The 19,236-nt window shown below is 71.5% G+C and carries 16 protein-coding genes; all 16 read left to right on the forward strand.

The genetic code is table 11. The features are described from left to right. Positions 1 to 141 precede the first annotated feature (141 nt). The 16 genes from NBZ85_RS04165 to NBZ85_RS04240 all read left to right on the forward strand — a co-directional run bounded on the left by NBZ85_RS04165 (position 142) and on the right by NBZ85_RS04240 (position 19,169). Positions 142 to 1,440 carry a bifunctional o-acetylhomoserine/o-acetylserine sulfhydrylase gene (locus tag NBZ85_RS04165; RefSeq protein ID WP_261554530.1) on the forward strand — a complete coding sequence of 433 codons (1,299 nt, stop codon included), beginning with the start codon at positions 142 to 144 and terminating at the stop codon, positions 1,438 to 1,440. Between the two features lie 182 nt (positions 1,441 to 1,622). After that, entirely contained in the window at positions 1,623 to 2,156 is a 534-nt protein-coding gene (mscL, locus tag NBZ85_RS04170; protein WP_261561530.1) for a large conductance mechanosensitive channel protein MscL, read from the forward strand. Between the two features lie 119 nt (positions 2,157 to 2,275). Beyond that, the gene (locus NBZ85_RS04175) at positions 2,276 to 3,352 is read left to right on the forward strand and encodes a cation diffusion facilitator family transporter (RefSeq protein ID WP_261561531.1); all 1,077 of its coding nucleotides are present in this window, start codon (positions 2,276 to 2,278) and stop codon (positions 3,350 to 3,352) included. A gap of 703 nt (positions 3,353 to 4,055) precedes the next feature. Next, on the forward strand, positions 4,056 to 5,105 hold the full coding sequence (locus NBZ85_RS04180) for an LLM class flavin-dependent oxidoreductase (protein WP_261554527.1): 1,050 nt from the start codon (positions 4,056 to 4,058) through the stop codon (positions 5,103 to 5,105). Continuing rightward, positions 5,098 to 5,499: a TIGR03618 family F420-dependent PPOX class oxidoreductase gene (locus NBZ85_RS04185; protein WP_261554526.1), complete on the forward strand. Its 402-nt coding sequence runs from the start codon at positions 5,098 to 5,100 to the stop codon at positions 5,497 to 5,499. The genes NBZ85_RS04180 and NBZ85_RS04185 overlap by 8 nt, the downstream gene beginning before the upstream one ends. Next, positions 5,496 to 6,371 (forward strand): sulfurtransferase, encoded by an 876-nt coding sequence (locus NBZ85_RS04190; RefSeq protein WP_261554525.1) that lies wholly within the window; start codon positions 5,496 to 5,498, stop codon positions 6,369 to 6,371. The genes NBZ85_RS04185 and NBZ85_RS04190 overlap by 4 nt, the downstream gene beginning before the upstream one ends. A 165-nt stretch (positions 6,372 to 6,536) precedes the next feature. Further along, complete coding sequence (locus tag NBZ85_RS04195; protein ID WP_261561532.1) at positions 6,537 to 7,001, forward strand: MarR family winged helix-turn-helix transcriptional regulator; 465 nt, start codon at positions 6,537 to 6,539, stop codon at positions 6,999 to 7,001. 1,167 nt (positions 7,002 to 8,168) lie between these two features. After that, on the forward strand, positions 8,169 to 9,140 hold the full coding sequence (locus NBZ85_RS04200) for an ABC transporter permease (RefSeq protein WP_261554523.1): 972 nt from the start codon (positions 8,169 to 8,171) through the stop codon (positions 9,138 to 9,140). Then, a complete protein-coding gene (locus NBZ85_RS04205; protein ID WP_261554522.1) occupies positions 9,137 to 10,108 on the forward strand; it encodes an ABC transporter permease in 972 nt (323 codons plus the stop codon). Before NBZ85_RS04200 ends, NBZ85_RS04205 begins: the two co-directional genes overlap by 4 nt. After that, positions 10,090 to 11,820, forward strand: coding sequence for a dipeptide ABC transporter ATP-binding protein (locus NBZ85_RS04210; RefSeq protein ID WP_261554521.1), 1,731 nt, complete (start codon positions 10,090 to 10,092; stop codon positions 11,818 to 11,820). Before NBZ85_RS04205 ends, NBZ85_RS04210 begins: the two co-directional genes overlap by 19 nt. 86 nt (positions 11,821 to 11,906) lie before the next feature. Next, positions 11,907 to 13,550, forward strand: coding sequence for an ABC transporter substrate-binding protein (locus NBZ85_RS04215; protein ID WP_261554520.1), 1,644 nt, complete (start codon positions 11,907 to 11,909; stop codon positions 13,548 to 13,550). Between the two features lie 209 nt (positions 13,551 to 13,759). Beyond that, on the forward strand, positions 13,760 to 14,218 hold the full coding sequence (locus NBZ85_RS04220; RefSeq protein WP_261554519.1) for a MarR family winged helix-turn-helix transcriptional regulator: 459 nt from the start codon (positions 13,760 to 13,762) through the stop codon (positions 14,216 to 14,218). Positions 14,219 to 14,885: 667 nt separating this feature from the next. Next, positions 14,886 to 16,103 carry an LLM class flavin-dependent oxidoreductase gene (locus NBZ85_RS04225; protein WP_261561533.1) on the forward strand — a complete coding sequence of 406 codons (1,218 nt, stop codon included), beginning with the start codon at positions 14,886 to 14,888 and terminating at the stop codon, positions 16,101 to 16,103. 61 nt (positions 16,104 to 16,164) lie between these two features. Further along, positions 16,165 to 17,109, forward strand: a complete 945-nt coding sequence (locus NBZ85_RS04230) for an NADP-dependent oxidoreductase (RefSeq protein ID WP_261554517.1) — start codon at positions 16,165 to 16,167, stop codon at positions 17,107 to 17,109. After that, complete coding sequence (locus NBZ85_RS04235) at positions 17,106 to 17,852, forward strand: GNAT family N-acetyltransferase (protein WP_261554516.1); 747 nt, start codon at positions 17,106 to 17,108, stop codon at positions 17,850 to 17,852. The genes NBZ85_RS04230 and NBZ85_RS04235 overlap by 4 nt, the downstream gene beginning before the upstream one ends. 3 nt (positions 17,853 to 17,855) lie before the next feature. Further along, entirely contained in the window at positions 17,856 to 19,169 is a 1,314-nt protein-coding gene (locus NBZ85_RS04240) for a M20/M25/M40 family metallo-hydrolase (protein WP_261554515.1), read from the forward strand. Positions 19,170 to 19,236 lie beyond the last annotated feature (67 nt).

The raw sequence follows: 19,236 nt of genomic DNA on the forward strand, positions 1-19,236 counted from the left end.
CGCTGAAGAGCTGGCTGCGCAGCCATCCGGAGGTGGCCCGCCGCCACTATTCCGACGTCGCCCAGCCCACCGCCACCCAGCCCACCGTCGAGCAGCCCACCGGTCACGGCACCTACTGATCCGAACGAGAGGAACCCCGGCGTGACGACCTCCCCGAGCGGCTGGAGCTTCGAGACCCGGCAGGTCCATGCAGGGGCGGCGCCGGACCCGGCGACCGGCGCCCGCGCCGTGCCGATCTACCAGACGACGTCGTTCGTGTTCGACGACACCCGCCACGCCGCCGACCTGTTCTCGCTCGCCGAGGTCGGCTTCACCTACACCCGGGTGGTCAACCCCACGCAGGATGCCCTGGAGCAGCGGGTCGCGGACCTCGAAGGCGGGGTCGCGGCGCTGGCGACCGCGAGTGGCCAGGCGGCCCAGACCCTGGCCGTGCTCAACCTGGCCGGCGCCGGCAGCCACCTGGTGTCGTCGACGTCGCTGTACGGGGGGACGTACGCGCTGTTCAAGCACACGCTGGCGGAGCTCGGTATCACCACGACGTTCGTCGACGACCCGGACGACCTGGACGCCTGGCGGGCCGCGATCCGCCCGAACACCGTCGCGATGTACGGCGAGACGATCGGCAACCCGCGGGGGAACGTCCTGGACATCGCCGGTGTCGCCGAGGTCGGGCACGCCGCCGGGGTGCCGCTCATCGTCGACAACACGCTCGCCTCGCCGTACCTGAACCGTCCCCTCGAACACGGCGCCGACATCGTGCTGCACTCGGCCACCAAGTTCATCGGCGGGCACGGGACGTCGATCGGCGGGATCATCGTCGACGGCGGCCGGTTCGACTGGACAGCCGGGCGCCATCCTCGCTTCACCACCCCCGACCCCGCCTACCATGGCCTGGTCTTTCACGACGCCTTCGGCGAGACCGCCTTCATCGTGCGGGCCCGCGCACGGTTGCTGCGCGACCTGGGTCCGGCGCTGTCTCCGATGAACGCGTTCCTGCTGCTGCAGGGGCTGGAGACGCTGTCGCTGCGGATGGAGCGCCACAGCGCCAACGCGACCACGGTGGCCGCCTGGCTCGCCGAGCGTCCCGAGGTCACGTGGGTGGCCTACCCCGGCCTGGCGGACAGCCGCTGGTATCCGGCGGCCCAGCGCTACCTGCCCCGCGGGGCCGGGGCGGTGCTGGCGTTCGGGATCCGCGGCGGCGCGGCGGCCGGGCGGGCCTTCCTCGAGGGCCTGGAACTGCACAGCCATCTCGCCAACGTCGGCGACGTCCGCTCGCTGGCGATCCACCCGGCGTCCACGACGCACGCCCAGCTCACCCCGGATGAGCAGGTCGACAGCGGGGTGAGCGAGGAACTCGTCCGGCTGTCCGTGGGCATCGAGGGCGTCGAGGACATCCTCGCCGACCTGGACCGGGGCTTCCGCGCGGCCAAGGAACGCTGACCCGCCTACTCCTCGGGGCTCCCCAGCGGTGGCGTCCGCAGCCGACCGGCGGGATTGAATCCACCTTCGCCGGGTGATAACGGACTGGCGTCGAGCGGGCCACGCGACCTCACGGGGGCGTTGCCCGCCCGCTGCGAGGCGGCATGCCCCGCAGGTCCGTGCAGAGCTGGCGAGGAGATGGCGTGTTCGGCTTCAGAAAGGTCGTCGGTCGGGGTCGGGAGGTGATCGAGCCGTCCGTGCGGCTGATCCGGCCGGGTCTCGGCGGCTTCAAACAGTTCCTCATGCGCGGGAACATCGTCGACCTGGCCGTCGCCGTGATCATCGGCACGGCGTTCACCGCGGTGGTCAAGGCGCTGGTGGACAACCTGCTGACCCCGCTGGTCGCCGCAATCGGCGGCAGGCCGGACTTCGCCGACCTGAAGTTCACGATCAACCACAGCGTGTTTCGCTACGGCCTGTTCCTCAACGCCGTGGTGACCTTCCTGTTCGTCGCCTCAGTCGTCTACTTCGTGGTCGTCCTGCCACTGGCGAAGGCGAACGAACTGCGCCGGCGCGGCCATCCCGTGCCCGAGTCGGAGCCGGCGATCAGCGACGAGACGCGCCTGCTCACCGAGATCCGCGACCTGCTCGCCGGCGACGGCCGCCGCCTGCCCGAGCAGCCGAGCGAGTCGACGCAGGCGGGCGCGGTCATCACCGCGGAGGACACCGGGCCCTGACCCGCCAGGCCACCACGGAAGATCCCCGCGCGGGCGGGGCGGACGACCGTCGGAGCAGGTGCAACGGGATAGCAGCTGCCACCAGGCCGCATTGATCGTTTTCGTCTATCGTCGCGAACATGGACACCGGCCACGAGCATGAGCTGCCCACGCACGGCCACGGCCACGGCCACAGCCACGCTCACGGGGGCCACACGCACGAGGACGGGCATGACCATCACACGAGCGGGCGGTGGGCGCGGCTTCGCCACGGGCTGTCGGAACTATTCGGGGGGCACGGCCACGACAGCGCCGACCAGATCGACGACGCGTTGGAAGCCGACACCGCCGGGCGCCGGGCTCTTCTGATCAGCCTGGCCGGTCTCGGCCTGACCGCGACCCTGCAAGCCATCGTGGTCGTGCTGTCCGGGTCGGTGGCGCTGCTCGGGGACACCCTGCACAACGTCGCTGACGCGTTGACCGCGGTCCCGCTGCTCATCGCCTTCGCCCTCGCGCGCCGCCCGGCCACGACCCGGTTCACCTACGGGTATGGCCGGGCGGAGGATCTCGCCGGTCTCGCCGTCCTCGCGATGATCAGCCTGTCGAGTGTGCTTGCCGCGTGGGCCGCGATCGACCGCCTGCTCCACCCCCAGCGCATCGATCACCTCGCCGTAGTCGCCGCGGCCGGGCTCGCCGGCTTCGTCGGCAACGAGATCGTCGCCCGCTACCGCATCCGGGTCGGCCACCAGATCGGCTCCGCCGCCCTCGTCGCCGATGGCCTGCACGCCCGCACCGACGGCTTCACCAGCCTCGCAGTCGTCCTCGGCGCCGCCGGCGTCGCCCTGGGCTGGCGCTGGGCCGACCCCGTCGTCGGCCTGGCCATCACCATGGCGATCCTCGGGGTCCTACGCTCCGCCGCCCGTGTCGTCGGCGCCCGACTCATGGACGCCGTCGACCCCGAGACGGTCGCCGAAGCCACCAGAACCCTCCTGCACACCGACGGCATCGAAACCGTCCGCGAACTGCGACTGCGTTGGATCGGCCACATCCTGCGCGCCGAAGCCGACGTCACCGTCGATGCGAACCTGACGCTGACCGCCGCCCATGACGTCGCTCACGCCGCCGAAGCTCACCTGCTGCGCCACATCCGCCGCCTGTCCGCCGCGACCATCCACACCAGCCCCGCCCACCACCACGCCGCCGCAACGGCGCCATAACCTGCATCGCAGATCACGGTCGGTGATGACCATGGCGCCAGCCGTCGCGCCGCCGGCAGGAGAACCGCTTCCCGTTCACGCCGTTCCCGGTCAGCTTGTGCCCGCAGGAGGCACAGGAGACGAACCCGGCCAGGACGTGCCGAACCTTCTCCGCACAGCGTTGGGTTAGGCCGCTGGGTAGGCGAGGCGCTGAACGACTAGTCGAACGCCTAGGTCACGGGCGGCGACATTCACATTCCGCATCGGTGCCGCTACGTTCTTTCTGTCGAGATAGGAAGAATCATGCGGGCCGGCACCAGCGCCTTCGGGCGGGAACCGCGCCGCCGCGAAGACGCGGGCCTCAGCCAACGTCAGCTCGCCGAATCGATCGCCGCCCTGGCCCGGGATGAGACCCGGCCCGGCCGGCGAACCGGGCCGCCGGGGTCCCGCAGCCCCGTTGCGCTGGTACTTCGGAGAGCGGATATTTGACAGAATCGGACAGTACCTGGTACGAAGTATATATCCCGATCGGTATTGTAGACATTGCGTCGGCGTACTCAGTCGTGTCGTCGAAGCAGGCGACGGCGAGGCGATGCTGCGCGCGCCCGAGCATCCCTACCCGTGGGAATCAGCCGCCGCGATCCCGATATGGACGCCGTACTCGCGCCTGATGCGGCCAGCCACGACCTCATTCCGGAACCCGCGATGAAGGAGGACCGATCGCATGGACATCGGCGCGTTGACGTTCGGCACACTGCTGACCGACCCGTACACCGGCGAGCGTGTCACGCAGCATGAGCGCCTGTCTGAGGTCGTTGACGGTGCAGTACTGGCCGAGCAGCTTGGCTTCGCGTGGTACGCCCTCGGCGAGCACCACTTCGGCGAGCGTGATCTCATCCCCTCACCGCAGGTGGTGCTGGGTGCGATCGCCGAACGCACCACGTCGATCACGCTGGCCACCGGAACAACGTTGGTGGCCAATCGAGACCCGGTGCTCGTGGCCGAGGACTACGCCACGGTCGACCTGCTCAGCGACGGCCGGCTACAACTCATCGCCGGAGCATCGTTCTACGAGGAGCCCTACGAGGTGTTCGGCCAGGATCCGGAGAGTAAGCCGGCACGCAAGCGCGAGAACCTCGAGCTGATCCTGCGGCTGTGGGCGGAAGATCGCGTCAGCTGGGAGGGGCAGTTTCGACCCCCTCTACGCGATGTGCACCTGCAGCCCCGGCTCCTGCAGACCGAGCCGCCGGTGTGGGTCAGCGGCGGAGCGAAGCCGGACTCGGTCCACCTCGCAGTCGATCTCGGCCTGCCCATGGTGATGGGAACGGTCGCCCGGTCACCGGAGGCCAACGCGCCGATGTTCACCCTCTACCGCGAACTGTGGGCAGAACACGGACGCCCGCCGGAAGCCGCGCGCACCGGCGCGGCCAGCCACGTCTTCGTGGCCGAGACCAGCCAGCAGGCGCGTGCGCAGTGGCGCGAGTACCTCGCCAACTACTTCCGCGACGCGACCGTACCGGGGGGCGCCAGCCGTCCCGCGTTCGACTTCGACGCGCTGATCGCCGGGCAGGCGATCTGCGGCAGCCCGGCCGAGGTCGTCGACAGGATCGGGCGCATGCACGAGCTGTGGGACCACGACCTGCACCTGCTGACCATCGATCTCGGCGGGATTCCCGCGCGCACCGTCGCGCGCGCGATGGAGTTGGTGGGCAGCGAGGTCATCCCGCAGGTGACGGGCCTCGGCAGGCACGCCACGGTGGCCGCAGATGCTTGATCCCGAGGTCCGGCGGCTCGCGCAGGCGTGCTCCGACGTCACGCTGGCGACGCTCATGCCGGACGGCCAGCCGCACACGAGCATCGTCTGGGCCCACGCCGACGACGACTACCTGCTGATCGGCACCAGCACGACGCTGCAGAAGTACCGCAACGTCGTCGCCGACCCGCGCGTCTCGGTGCTGATCGTCGACCCCGACGACGCGCGCCGCTACGTCGAGGTGCGTGGCCACGTGGCGGCTCTCGACACCGGCGCGCCGGCGCTCGAACTCGTGCAGACGACGTTCGGCAAGTGGACCGGCGGCCCGCCACCGCCCGTCGTGCTCGCCGGTGCGGGCCAACGTGTCCGGCTGCGGATCGCCGCCGAGCGGATCCGCTGGAAGCTACCGCGATGAGCGCTCGCCTCGAGGTGGAGCCCGTCGTCACGCCGGAGTGGGTCGCGCAGCGGCTCGACAGCGTCGTCGTGGCGGACGTGCGCTGGTATCTCGATGGCCGCCCCGGCCACGACGCCTACCTGCGCGAGCACGTGGCCGGCGCGGTCTGGGTCGACCTCGACGTCGACCTGTCCGATCCGCCGAGCGTGGCCGGCGGGCGTCATCCACTGCCCACACCGGAGACGTTCGCCGAGCGGCTGGGGGCGCTGGGCCTCGCCGACGACGACATCGTCGTCGGCTACGACGACCAGGGCGGCGGGTTCGCCGCGCGGCTGGTCTGGCTGCTGCGGTCCATCGGACAGCCGGCGGCGCTGCTCGACGGTGGGCTGGCCGGTTGGACCGGGGCTCGCGAGTCGGGGCCGATCACCCGCACGCCGGTTGTGCGCCGCCCGCGGCCATGGCCCGCGCGCCTGGTGCGCAGCGCCGACGAGGTCCAGGCAGCGGCGGCCGGCGGCGGCGGCGCGGCCGTCGTGCTCGATGCGCGTGCCTCGGGACGCTACTCGGGTGCCGACGTCCTGCCAGGCGAGTCGCGCCTCGGCCACGTGCCGGGTGCCCGCAGCGCGCCGTGGGCGGACAACCTGCGCCGCGACGGCTCGTTTCGGTCGGCTGCCGAGCTGCGGGAACGCTTCGCGGCGCTGGGCGCCGTCGATGCCGACGAGGTGATCGTCTACTGCGGCTCGGGCGTCACCGCCTGCCACGACCTGCTGGCACTCGAGCGCGCCGGCCTGCCCGCCGGAGCGCTGTACCCCGGCTCGTGGTCGGCGTGGTCAGCCGAGGAGAGCCGGCCGGTCGCCATCGGCGAGGAGCCCCACGAGACGCCGACCAGCGCCTGACGGACCCCCCGATCGCTCATCGTCAAAGGCGGTCGGTCCGGCTTCGTCACGACCTGAACTAGAGTTCGACTCATGTGTGCGACGACCGAGCCGGCCACCAGCGACCCGCGGGTGGCCAGCGACCCGCGGGTGGCCGGTGAGCCGCGGGTGGCCGGTGAGCCGCGGGTGGCCGGTGAGCCGCGGGTGGCCGGTGAGCCACGGCTCGCCGACGCGCTCGTCCAGTTCGCGCACCTGATCGATCATCTGTTTGCCGATGTCAGCCGCGGTCTGGGCCTGACCCCCCAGCAGGTCCAACTGCTGTGCGAGCTCATCCGGGGGCCGGTCGGCATGACCGAGTTGACCGGGATTCTGCATGTCGAGCGCTCGAGCCTGACCGGGCTGGTGGACCGAGTCGAGCATCGAGGCCTCGTGAAGCGCGTCCGCCACGCCACCGATCGACGCTTCATCGAGGTCGCGTTGACCGCCAAGGGCATGGAGCTGGCGATGAAGTCCTACCACAGCGTCACCGCGAAGGTCGCGGAACTCACCAGCGGTATGGCGCCGGCCAACACGACACTTTTGGCGGCGATCGTCGCGGGCATCCTGGCCGACAACGGCATGCCGCTCATCTCCGCGTCCGAGGTCGGCTAGCGATCTTTGGTCGCTGGTACTGCAACGGCACTTGGCTGTGTCCGCGTCGTTTGTAGTGGCAGCGTCGGGCCTGGTGTTGGCGGCGCCGGCACCAGCCTGACCAAGCCCGCTCGACTCTGTGCACGCGGCATTCACCAGGAATGCCGACCGCACCGGCGCGGTCACAACCCCGATCTGGGCATCGGCATCCGTGCCCGCCCCTTGAGCCTAACAGCTCGCGCTCGAAAATTCGTGGGACGAATTACCTGCGGGCGGGTCGGTGTATGACCGAAGGATGGCCGACGGCCGATCTCCGAGGCCGGCGTCGAGCCACGGTCGGCGACAGGCCGGGCGGTCCGGGCGTCGGCCGACCGGGTCGAGGCGTCGGCCGACCCGACCCGGCCGGGTGCGACGACCTGCAGGCGTCGAGAACCAGTCACGTTCCGTGAGATCGCTGGACAGTGGTCCCGCCCGGCAGGTCCGCGCCGGTGGAAGTCGAGCGGATCTACATGAAGTTCACGTTGACAACAGTTCATGACAATATCTACTCTTGCCCGAGCAGCTAAGGGGGGTTCCATCGGCAACCCTGGAGCGGACGGCGCCGCGGGCACCACGGGTGGCGGTCGCCAGCTCACCAGGCAGCCGACCGGACTCGGGTCTTCGGGTGTTGCCTCCCCAGGCGGTACGGATATCTGTTGTGAGCGACCGACGCGGGGGGGGGATCACGCGGTGCGATCATTGAACACTTACCTGCGTCGGCACGTCGACTTCGCGCTGGTGAAGAGCGCGCTGTGTACCGCGTCGACGTCCTCGCTCTGTGGGCTCGACGGCTAGGTTCACCCCAGGAAGTCAGGTCGTCCCGGCGGGCAGGTCAGCCGAGAGCGGTCAGGTCACCTGACCCGGCAGGTCACCTCAGGCAGCGGATCTCCTGAAACCGGCACACGATCGGCCTTCGCGCTTACCCGTTTCCCGCCGGCTGTTCGATGCTCCGGGCTGTCCATTCCGGGGCATCGAACGGTTCAGTCCGGCATTGCAGAAGGCCGTGCCCACCTCGGTCCAGTACGACCGACTCCTCATCTTCGGCACCGAGCTAGGAGAAGACGTGTGTCCGCGCACTGAATCAGTGGGTGTGTTCGGCCTGCCGGGAATCGCGGCGCGCCGACTGAGGCCGATGCATTCGGCTCGGCTATGCGTCGTTACGTAGCGGGGCGCCTGGCCCAGGCCGTCGGCGTGCTGTGGGCCGCCTACACGGTGTCGTTCTTCGTGCTCTACTACCTGCCGGGCGACCCGGTTGCGGCGATGTTCGGCGGGGGGGCGGACGCGGCCACGATCAATCCCGCCCAGCTTGACGAGCTTCGCCACCGGTACGGCTTCGACAAGCCGGTTATCGTTCAGTACTTCGACTATCTCGGCAAGGCGCTCAGGGGCGACTTCGGGAACTCGGTGTCGTCGGGACGTTCGGTCTCGTCAACGTTGGGCCACGCGTTGCCGCAGACCTTCGCGCTCGCCGGGGCGGCCCTGCTGCTGTCGGTGGTGCTCGGCGGCGCTCTGGCAATCTCAGCCAGCTACACGCGGCGGCGCTGGTTGCGGCAGGCGCTGTTGTCCCTGCCGTCGCTGGGCGCGTCGCTGCCGGGCTTCTGGGTCGGGTTGATGCTCATCGAGCTGTTCTCCTTCCGTGTCGAGTGGTTCCCGGCCTTCGGGCACGGCGGGCTGCGTGGGCTGGTGCTGCCGGCCGTGACGCTGGCTGTCCCGGGCACGGCGCTGCTGGCGCAGATTCTCGCCAAGGGCCTGGTGGCGGCGCTCGACGAGCCCTACGTGCAGACGGCGCAGTCGAAGGGGGCCAGCCGGTGGCGTATTCACCTGCGCCACACCCTGCGCAACGCCTCACTGCCCGCGCTGACGGTGCTGGGGCTGATCGGCGGGCAGTTACTGGCCAACGCGGTGGTCGTGGAGACTGTCTTCGCCCGCGAGGGTCTGGGCCGGATCACCGCCTCCGCGGTGTCCACCCAGGACATTCCCCTTGTGCAGGGCGTGGTCGTGTTCGGAGCACTGGTGTTCGTCGTGCTCAACCTGATCATCGATCTGGCCTACCCGCTGCTTGATCCGCGCATCATCGCCAGCCCCCGTGCAGGCAGGGCGATCGTGGGGGCCGGAGCATGATCAACGAGCTGGCCGGGCAGACCGAGGTGACCGTCGACCGCGACGCCGACGCCGACGCCGACGCCCAGACCCACGCCTACTCCCACGCCGATCCCGTCTCCCACACCGATCCCGTCTCCGGCCAGCCGCGCCGTGCCGCCCGGGTGAACCACGCGGCCCGGTTCTTCGTACGCCGTCCGGGCCTGGTTTTGTCGATCATTCTGGTGCTCCTGGTGGTCGTGGCCGCATTCTGGCCCGGTGGGCTCAGCGCGCGGGACCCGCTGCGAGGCCATCCAGCCAACAGCTTCCGTGGGCCGAGCCGCTCGCACTGGTTCGGTACCGACGCGCTGGGGCGCGACGAGTACTCCCGCGTCGTGCACGGGGCGCAGCTGTCGCTGAAGGCGACCCTCATCGCCGTCGCGGTCGCCTTCGTCGTCGGTGCCCTGATCGGGCTCGTGGCCGGCTGCGCGGGGCGATGGATCGAGAGCCTGCTGATGCGGTTCGTGGACGTGCTGCTCTCGATTCCCTCGCTGTTGTTGTCCCTGGCGCTGGTCACCGCACTGGGCTACGGGACGGTGAAGGTCGCGGTCGCGGTGGGCATCGCGAGTGTCGCCGCCTTCGCCCGGGTCATGCGGGCCGAGGTGCTCCGGGTGAGGCACGCGACCTACGTGGAGGCCTCGCGCTCGTGTGGCGGTCGCTGGCTGTTCGTGCTGTGGCGGCACGTGCTGCCCAATGCGATCGGCCCGGTTCTGGTGCTGGCCACGATCGATTTCGGGGCCGCGATCCTGGCCGTGTCCTCGCTGAGCTATCTCGGCTATGGGGCGCCGCCGCCGGCGCCCGAATGGGGGACGTTGGTGGCCACCGGGCGGAACTACCTCTCCAACGCCTGGTGGTTGACCGCGCTGCCGGGACTGACGATCGTGGCGACGGTCCTGGCGACCAACCGTATTTCCCGCGCACTGGACGGCGAATGGGTGCGGCAGCGGTGACCGGGGTGACGCCTGCCGTCCCGGAGGAGGAGCGCCCGCTGCTGCGGGTTCGCGACCTGTCGGTCTCCTACCGCGCCCATGGCGGGGAGGTCCGCGCCGTGGGCGGCGTCGACCTGGACGTGCGCCGCGGGGAGGTCGTGGCCCTCGTCGGCGAGTCCGGGTCGGGAAAGAGCACCACCTCGCACGCGATCATCCGGCTCCTGCCGGACACCGGCTGGATCGACGCCGGCACGGTGCACTTTGGTTCGCGCGAGCTCACCGGCCTGTCGGAACGGGAGCTGCGGACCGTGCGCGGCGCTGAGATCAGCCTGATCCCGCAGGATCCCGGTGTCTGTCTGAACCCGGTCCAACGCGTCGGCGAGCAGGTCGCCGAGGTACTGCGGATCCATCACCTCTCCACGCGCCGCACCGTCCGCGCCGACGCGATCGAGATCCTTGCCCGGGCCGGCTTTCCCGACCCGGCTACTCGTGCTCGCCAGTATCCGCACGAGCTGTCCGGTGGCATGCGCCAGCGCGCCCTGATCGCCATCGCGATCGCCGCCGAGCCGAAGCTCATCATCGCCGACGAGCCGACCAGCGCGCTGGACGTCACCGTGCAGCGCCGCATCCTCGACCACCTCCAGGAGCTGACCGCGCAGTCGGGCACCGCGATCCTGCTGGTGACCCATGACCTGGGCGTCGCGGCCGATCGGGCGGACCGGCTCGTGGTGATGTCGCAGGGACGCGTCGTCGAGGCCGGGCCCACCCGCGAGGTTCTGGACGATCCGCGGCACGCGTACACGCGCCGGCTGCTGGCCAGCGCGCCGAGTCTGCACATCGCCGGTGCCCGCGTGTCGGTGGCGGAGGTCGCGGCCCCGGTGGCGGAGATTCCGGCCCAGGCCGCACCCGTCGACGAGGCCGTGGCGGCCGTGACCCATCTGGTCAAGGACTTCGCCCTGCCACACACCGGCGGCCCGCAGCGGGCGGTTCGGGCCGTCGACGACGTCAGCTTCACTGTTCGTCGAGGGCGGACCCTCGCGCTGGTCGGCGAGTCCGGCTCGGGCAAGTCCACCAGCGCCCGCCTCCTGCTGCGGCTGACCGAGCCGAGCGCGGGGACCATCCACTTCGGCGGGCTGGACGTCACGTCACTGCGCGGCGAGCGGCTACGGCAGCTGCGGCGCCGGGCACAGCTGATCTACCAGAACCCCTACGCGTCGCTCGATCCCCGGCTGTCCATCGGCGAGGTGGTCAGTGAGCCGCTGCGGGTCTTCCGGGTGGGAGATCGGGCTGCCCAGCTGGCACGCGTGCGCGAGCTGCTGGACCGCGTCGCCCTCCCGTCGACGGTGATCAACCGCCGCCCGGCGGAGCTGTCGGGTGGCCAGCGTCAGCGGGTCGCGATCGCACGCGCGCTGGCCCTGCGGCCCGAGCTGGTCGTCTGCGACGAGCCGGTCTCGGCCCTGGACCTCTCCGTGCAGGCGCAGGTGCTGGCGCTGCTCGCCGAACTGCAGAACGAACTCGGGGTGGCGTACCTGTTCATCTCGCACGATCTGGCGGTCGTCCGGCAGATCGCCCATGAGGTCGCGGTCATGCAGGCGGGGCGCATCGTCGAGCAGGGCGGCGCCGAGGAACTGTTCACCAACCCGACGCACGAATACACGCGCGAACTGCTCGCCGCCATTCCCGGTCGGGGGGCGGGGACGACGGAGGGCCGGGTTTCGGGACACGCGCGTTGACGCGAGACGTACGCGGCCGGGGAGGCGGCTGCGGACTCACCTCCATCTTCCACCTTCAACCTGAACTTTTCCTATCAGGAGATTCTGTGCCCGCACTGAGTTCACCGCGTCGGGGACCGCGCCGCCTCGGCCTGCTGGCGTTGTCCGCCGCGCTTCTCGCCGTTCCGTTGAGCGCCTGCGGCAGCGACGACTCCGGGTCATCCGGTGGCGCCGCGGCGGCCCCGTCCAAGGCCGCCGGCCAGCCGGGCGGCACTGTGTCGGTCGCCGTGCCCACCGATATCGGCTGCATCGACCCGCAGCAGGTCCGTTCGGACACGTTGTACTCGCTGCGCCAGACCGTCGACTCGCTGACCGACCAGAATCCCGCCACCGGGCAGATCGTGCCCTGGCTTGCGACGAGCTGGGACGTCAGCTCGGACGCCACGACGTTCACGTTCCACCTTCGCGACGGCGCCACCTTCAGCGACGGAACCCCCGTCGACGCGAAGGTGGTGAAGGACAACTTCGACACCATCACGACGAAACTGCGGGGACTGTCCAGTCTCGGTGTGACCTACCTGACCAACTACGCCGGAACGACCGTGGTCGACAGCTTGACCGCGCAGGTGAAGTTCAGCAAGCCCAACGCCGCCTTCCTGCAGGCGTCGTCGACTCCTTCGCTCGGACTGATCGCCGAGGCCAGCCTCGCGAAGGAGCCGGCCCTGCGCTGCTCGGGGGGCGTCGTGGGCTCGGGTCCGTTCACGCTGTCCAGCTGGCGACCAAACCAGTCGATCACCCTGGCCAAGCGTAAGGGTTACAACTGGGGGTCGTCTCTGTGGACGAAGCCCGGCGAGGCGTACCTGGACAAGGTGGTCTTCCAGATCGTGCCCGAGACCGGGGCGCGGACCGGCGCCCTGCAGTCGGACCAGGTCCAGCTGATCACCAGTGTGACCCGCGCGGACGAGGCGGCGCTGAAGGGCTCCAACAAGACGCTGAAGACCGTCACTCTTGCGGGCACGAACACCCTGTGGATCAACCACGCCACCCCACTGCTGAAGGACGTGAAGATTCGGCAGGCCCTCCAGTTCGGAATCAACCGGAAGGAGATCACCAGCCTGTTCCCGTCCGGAACCACGGCGGCCACCAGCATCCTGTCGCCGACGTCGCCGGGCTACGCCGACAACTCCGAGTTCGTCACCTACGACCCGGCCAAGGCCAAGTCCATTCTCGAAGCCGACGGCTGGAAGGTCGGCGCGGACGGCATCCGGACCAGGGACGGCGTCCCCCTCGAGATCGAGATCGGCAATCCGGGCGGCCTCAGCAGCGTGGACCCGGAACTTGAACTCCTTCAGCAGCAGGTGAAGGACGTCGGCATCCGCATCAAGATCAGGGAGATCCCGGTCTCCGAGGCGACCTCCGTCCAGCAGTCGGGCTCCTACGACATCCTGATCGCCAGCGCGCAGCGGCCTGACCCGGACTTCCTGCGCACCAACTTCTCCACCAAACTGCTCAACTCCTACAAGCTCGCCCCGTCCTCGCTGGACACGCTGCTCGACCAGCAGGCCGCCACGACGGACCTGGCCAAGCGCAAGGAGCTGGCCGGTCAGGCGCAACGCATACTGTCGGAGAACGCCCACGCCATTCCGATCGTGAACTACGTGGCCGAGTTCGCGCACTCACCCAAGCTCAACGGTGTGGCATTCAACCCGCAGGGCTACCCGGGCTTCCACGACGCGTGGCTCAGCCGGTGACGGCGGGCATCGTTCCAAGAGTGCGGGCCGCGATCGAGCGGGGGTGACGGCACGCGGTCGGCGACGGCACGCGGTCGGCCGCCCGGCCGGCCGGCCGGGGGCTGACCCGGCCGCGTGCGGCGGCCCACTGCCAGAAGATCAACATCTGGCCGGCCCGATAGGATTGTCCACAGCCGCAGATCATCCGTCAGGCTGGGGGCGTCGACATCATGACAGCAAGTCCGGCCGGTACCGGGAGCCCCGCGTCCGCCGAGGACGCGGGGCTCGCCGAGGCGCTGGTCGAGCTGTCGCATCACGTTCTGCACGTGTTCGCTGACGCCGGTCGCGACCACCGGCTCAGTCAGCAGCAGGTCGAGCTGGTCTGCGCGGTCGTCGTCCGGGAGTCGGTCAGCATGACCGAGCTCGGCCGGCTGCTGCATGTCGAGAAGTCGAACCTGAGCAACCTGGTCGACCGGCTCGAACAACGGGCCCTGGTCACCCGCACGAGGGACCCCGACGATCGGCGCGCCATCCAGGTCAGCCTCACCGACGAGGGCACGGCCGTCGCGATGAAGACCTACTACGACGTGACCGCGCGGGTGCGGCGGCTGCTCGAGCGGCTCCCCCAGGACGACCAGCGCAACCTCGCGGCGGTCGTGCGCAGGATCGTTCGGGACGAGCCGGCCTGAACGAGCCCGTGCTCAGGCCGGCCAGGACGCTGCGGGCGGCCCCGGACCGATCCGGTCAGGACGGAGCAGCGGCGCCAAAGGCGGCAGTCCCCTCCGGAGGTCCCAGATGGACATAGTCGACTTGCCCGGCTAGGTTTGGCCCGGTCAGCCTGCCAAAAATGGGTCGGCGAGACGGTTGGCCGGACCGCGTTGTCCGGCCTCGGCCGGACCGGCCGTCCGTCGGCGCGGTGGGGTCGTGTCGCCACAAGCGGCCGGCGCGCGGGCAGGCGCAGGCTCGCCTCGGGGTCGGGCCCGAGTTGAGGAGGGGTGCGATGTCGCCGGCGCCCAGCCGACACGATCGGCCCTCTGCGAACGCTCGGTGCCGCCCGCCGCACAGCCGGTTCGCCAGGCGGCGGTTCACCCGGCGGCTCGTGATCGATCTGCGCCGTTCATCCAGCAGCCTCTGTCCCGGTCCCTGACCGGTTCACCGCAGGCCGCCGCAGACCGCCGCAGACCGCGTTGCGCGCTCCCGCTCGTGCCGCGGCCATCGCGCCGTCTCGGACCGCCGCATCCCGCCCGCCGGGACGGCCAGGTTCACGCCGCACCGCCCCAGGCCGGCGGGCCGGTTCGGGAGCCGACGTCCCCGTGGACGCACCCAACCCCACCCGCCTCGACCGAAAGGCCGGACATGACAGACCTCCCGTTGGCCGTCCTCGATCTCGTGCCGGTCAGCGCCGGTGACACCCCGAACGACGCGCTGCGCAACACCGTCGACCTGGCCCGGCGGGCGGAGGAGTTCGGTTACCGCCGGTACTGGTTCGCCGAGCACCACCTCAACCCCGGTCTGCTCGGCGTGTCCCCCGCGGTGGCGATCGCGTTGGTGGCCGGGGCGACGTCGACGATCCGGCTCGGCTCGGCCGGCGTGCAGAGCGGGCATCGCACCCCGCTGTCCGTCGTCGAGGAGTTCGGCCTGATCGACGCGCTGCACCCCGGCCGCCTGGACCTCGGCATCGGCCGCTCACCGGGCCGGCCGGCACCGACGAACGGCGAAGCCCGCAACGGCGCACCCACAGCCGGCGCGCCCACAGCCGGGACGGCGCCCGCCTCGGGCCCGGCACTCGTCTCGGCCGCGGCGGCCGCCTACCAGGCGAGTCTCGGCGGGGCCGATCACAGCACCGATCAGCGGGCCGCCAACGGCCTGTTGATCCCTCGCCGGTTCGACTTCAGCACGCTACTCGGCTCGCCCCGGCTGGGGGTGACCCTGTCGCTGCTGCAGCAGCCGGGCGCCTACACCCCGGAGTACGCCGACCAGGTCGACGACGTCCTCGCCCTGCTGCGCGACACCTACCACACCGCGGACGGCCAGGCGCGGGCCGGGGCGGCGCTTGAGGTGTGGATCCTCGGGGCGTCCGGGGGGTCGAGCGCGTCCGTCGCGGGCTCGCGGGGGCTGCGCTTCGCCGCCTCCTACCATCACAGCCCCAGCACGGTCCTCGACGCGGTCGACGGGTACCGGGCGGCGTTCGCACCGTCGGCGGGCCTCACCGCGCCCTACGTCTCGGTGTCCGCCGACGTCGTCGTCGGCGAGGACGACGCGAGCGCGGCCCGACTGGCCGCCGGCTACGGGCTGTGGGTCCGCAGCATCCGCGGCGGCGCTGGAGCGATCCCGTTCCCGGCCCCCGAGGAGGCGGCCGCGCACACGTGGAGCGACGCCGATCGGGAACTGGTCGCCGACCGCGTCGCCACCCAGCTCGTCGGCTCCCCGTCGACCGTCGCCGACCGGCTCGAACAGCTCGCGGCGGCGACCGGCGCCGACGAACTCGCCGTCACCACGATCACCCACCGGCACGCCGACCGGGTGCGATCCTATGAACTGTTGGCCACGGAGTGGGCCCGCCGCCGCGGCTGATCCGACATCCGGACAGAACAGCCCGAACAGGGTGAGCCCGAGGACGAAGGGAACGATTGCGGTGCCCAAGGCATACGTCTATACCGCGAACGGCGGCCCCGAGGTGGAGGCGTTCACCGATCTACCGGTGCCCGAGCCCGGCCCCGGTCAGCTCGCGATCGCGGTACGCGCGGTCGGCGTCAACCCCGCGGACTGGAAGCTGCGCAACGGGCTGACGCTGCCCGGCCTGCCCGACCCGGTGTTCCCCGTCGTGCTGGGGCTGGAGGCGGCGGGCGTGGTCACCGCAGTGGGCCCGCAGGTGTCGGCGTTCGCGGTCGGCGACGAGGTTTTCGGGATCACCGTCGCCGGCGCCTACGCCGAACACGTCCTGCTCGCGGCCGCGCTGGCGACGCACAAGCCGGCCGCGGTGAGCTTCCGCGCCGCGGCCGCCCTGCCGGTTGCCGCGGCGACCGCCTACGACGGTGTGCACCAGCTCGCGCTGCCGGCGGGCGCGACCCTGCTGATCACCGGGGTCGGCGGTGGGGTAGGCGTGGCCGCCGCGCAGATCGCCCGCCACGCCGGGCTCACCGTCGTCGGTACGGCCAGCGCGGGGAAGAAGGACCTCGCCGAGTCGCTGGGGGTCGTCTGGGTCGAGCCGGGCCCGGGCGTCGTCGAGCGGGTCCGCGCGGTCGCGCCGCAGGGCGTCGACGCGGTCTACGATCTCGTCGGCGGTGCGGCGCTCGAGGAGATCGCCGGGGTGCTCACCCCGGCGGCCGCCGCCGGCGCCGGCGCCGCGCCGCGGCTGATCACGGCCGCGGACACGGCGACGGTCACCCGCCTCGGCGGCGTGGCCGTGCAGCGGGCTCGCAACGCGGACGTGCTCGACGCCGTCGCCGGCCTCGCCGCGGCCGGGGTGCTGGACCCCCACGTCAGCGACGTCTACCCGCTGGACCGGGCGGACGCGGCCCTGCGGGCGGTGGAGACCGGCCACGCCCGCGGAAAGATCGTGATAGAAGTCGCCGGGTGACCATACGGCACGTGCTGGACAATCCCGCCCGTTCGGCCCTGCTCGGCCCGCATGCACACCTCGCCGAGCGGCGCGGGGAGGTGCTGCGCTACCCGGCGGACGTGTGCCCGTTCGTCGCCCTGCCCGACGAGCCGGACGAGAGCACCTGGCGGGACGCGGCGGCGCTGCTCGGTCCGGGCGCCCTGGTGCCGTTCACCGGCGTCGACGCGGCCGTGCCGCCCGGTTGGGAGGAGGTCGGTTTCGGCCCGGGGGTCCAGATGATCGACGCCGGGATCGACGCAGCCGGTGACGACGGCGCGGTGCGCCTCGGCCCGGCGGACGTCGCGGAGATGCTCGATCTGGTAGCCCGCACGCGCCCCGGCCCGTTCCTGCCCCGCACCATCGCGCTCGGCACCTACCTCGGCATCCGCCGCGGCGGGGCGCTGGTCGCCATGGCCGGGGAGCGGCTGCACCCGCCGGGCTGGACCGAGATCAGCGCCGTCTGTACCGATCCGCAGTACCAGGGGACGGGACTCGCCTCCCGGCTCGTGCGGGCGGTCGCCGCCGGCATCCGCGCCCGTGGCGAGACGCCGTTCCTGCACGCCGCCGCGACGAACACGAACGCGATCCACCTCTACGAGACCCTCGGCTTCCGGCTGCGGCGCACGGTGACCTTCCGCGCCGTCCGGATCCCGGGTGCCGTGCCGGGCCAGCCCACCGGGCCGCTCGCCGCGGAGTCGAGCACGGGCGAACCGGCGCTCTGAGCGGTGGAGACCGGCCAGCAGGTCGCGGCGCGCGAGGCGGTGGCGATGGCCAGCGACCTCATCGCGTTCGACACCAGTAACCACGGCGACCCGCACGCCGGCACCGAGCGGCCCGCGGCCGAGTACGTGGCCGGCCGGCTGGCCGACGTCGGCTACGACGTCACCTACCTGGAGTCCGGGGCACCCGGGCGCGGCAACGTCGTCGCCCGGCTGGCCGGCGCCGACCCGTCGCGGGGCGCCCTGCTCCTGCACGGCCACCTCGACGTCGTCCCGGCGCAGGCGGCCGACTGGACGGTCCACCCGTTCTCCGGCGAGGTACGCGACGGCTACGTGTGGGGTCGCGGCGCCGTTGATATGAAAGGCGCGGTCGCGATCACGCTGGCGGTGGCCCGCCGCCTGCGCCGGGAGGGGATCATCCCACCGCGGGATCTGATCTTCGCGTATGTCGCCGACGAGGAGGCCGGCGGCTGGTACGGGGCCCGCTGGCTGGTGGACAACCGCCCTGACCTGTTCGAGGGCGCCACGGAGGCGATCGGTGAGGTCGGCGGCTTCTCCGTCACCCTCGGCGAGGACCTGCGCGCCTACCTCGTCCAGACGGCGGAGAAGGGCAGCCTGTGGCTGCGGCTGACCGCCCGGGGCCGCGGCGGGCACGGCTCGATGCTGCATGACGACAACCCGATCGCCACGCTGGCGGCGGCCGTCGCCCGCCTCGACGCCCACCGCTTCCCGCTGGTGCTCACCGATCCGGTCCGGGCGTTGCTCACCGGGATCGCGGACATCACCGGGGTCCCGTTCGACGAGGCCGATCCGCAGGCCGCCGTCGACCGCCTCGGCCCGCTGGCCCGCCTGGTCGGGGCGGCGCTGCGGGACACGGCGAACGTGACCCTGTTCGACGCCGGCTACCGGTCGAACGTCGTGCCCGCCACGGCCCGCGCCACCGTCGACGGGCGGTTCCTGCCCGGGCGGGAGGAGGCGTTCGGCCGCGAGCTGGTCGAGGTGCTCGGCCGGCGGGTACGGGCCGAATGGGACACCCTGCCGCCGGTCCGGACGACCTTCGACGGCGCCCTGGTGGGCGCGATCCGCGCGGCGGTCGAGGCCGAGGACCCGGGCGCTCGCGTCCTGCCGTATCTGCTGGCCGCCGGTACGGACGCGAAGTCCTTCCAGCGGCTGGGGATCCGCCACTTCGGGTTCACCCCGCTGCGCCTGCCGCCGGAGCTGGACTTCAGCGCCCTGTTCCACGGGGTTGACGAACGGGTCCCGGTCACGGCCCTGGAGTTCGGCACCCGGGTGCTGCACCGGCTGCTGCGGACCTGCTGACGCGGGCACCATCCGGACGGGCGGCCCGTGCCGGAGGACCCGGCAGGCGGACGACGATCGGCCCTGC

Source organism: Frankia tisae (assembly GCF_025403405.1).
GTDB lineage: Bacteria > Actinomycetota > Actinomycetes > Frankiales > Frankiaceae > Frankia > Frankia tisai.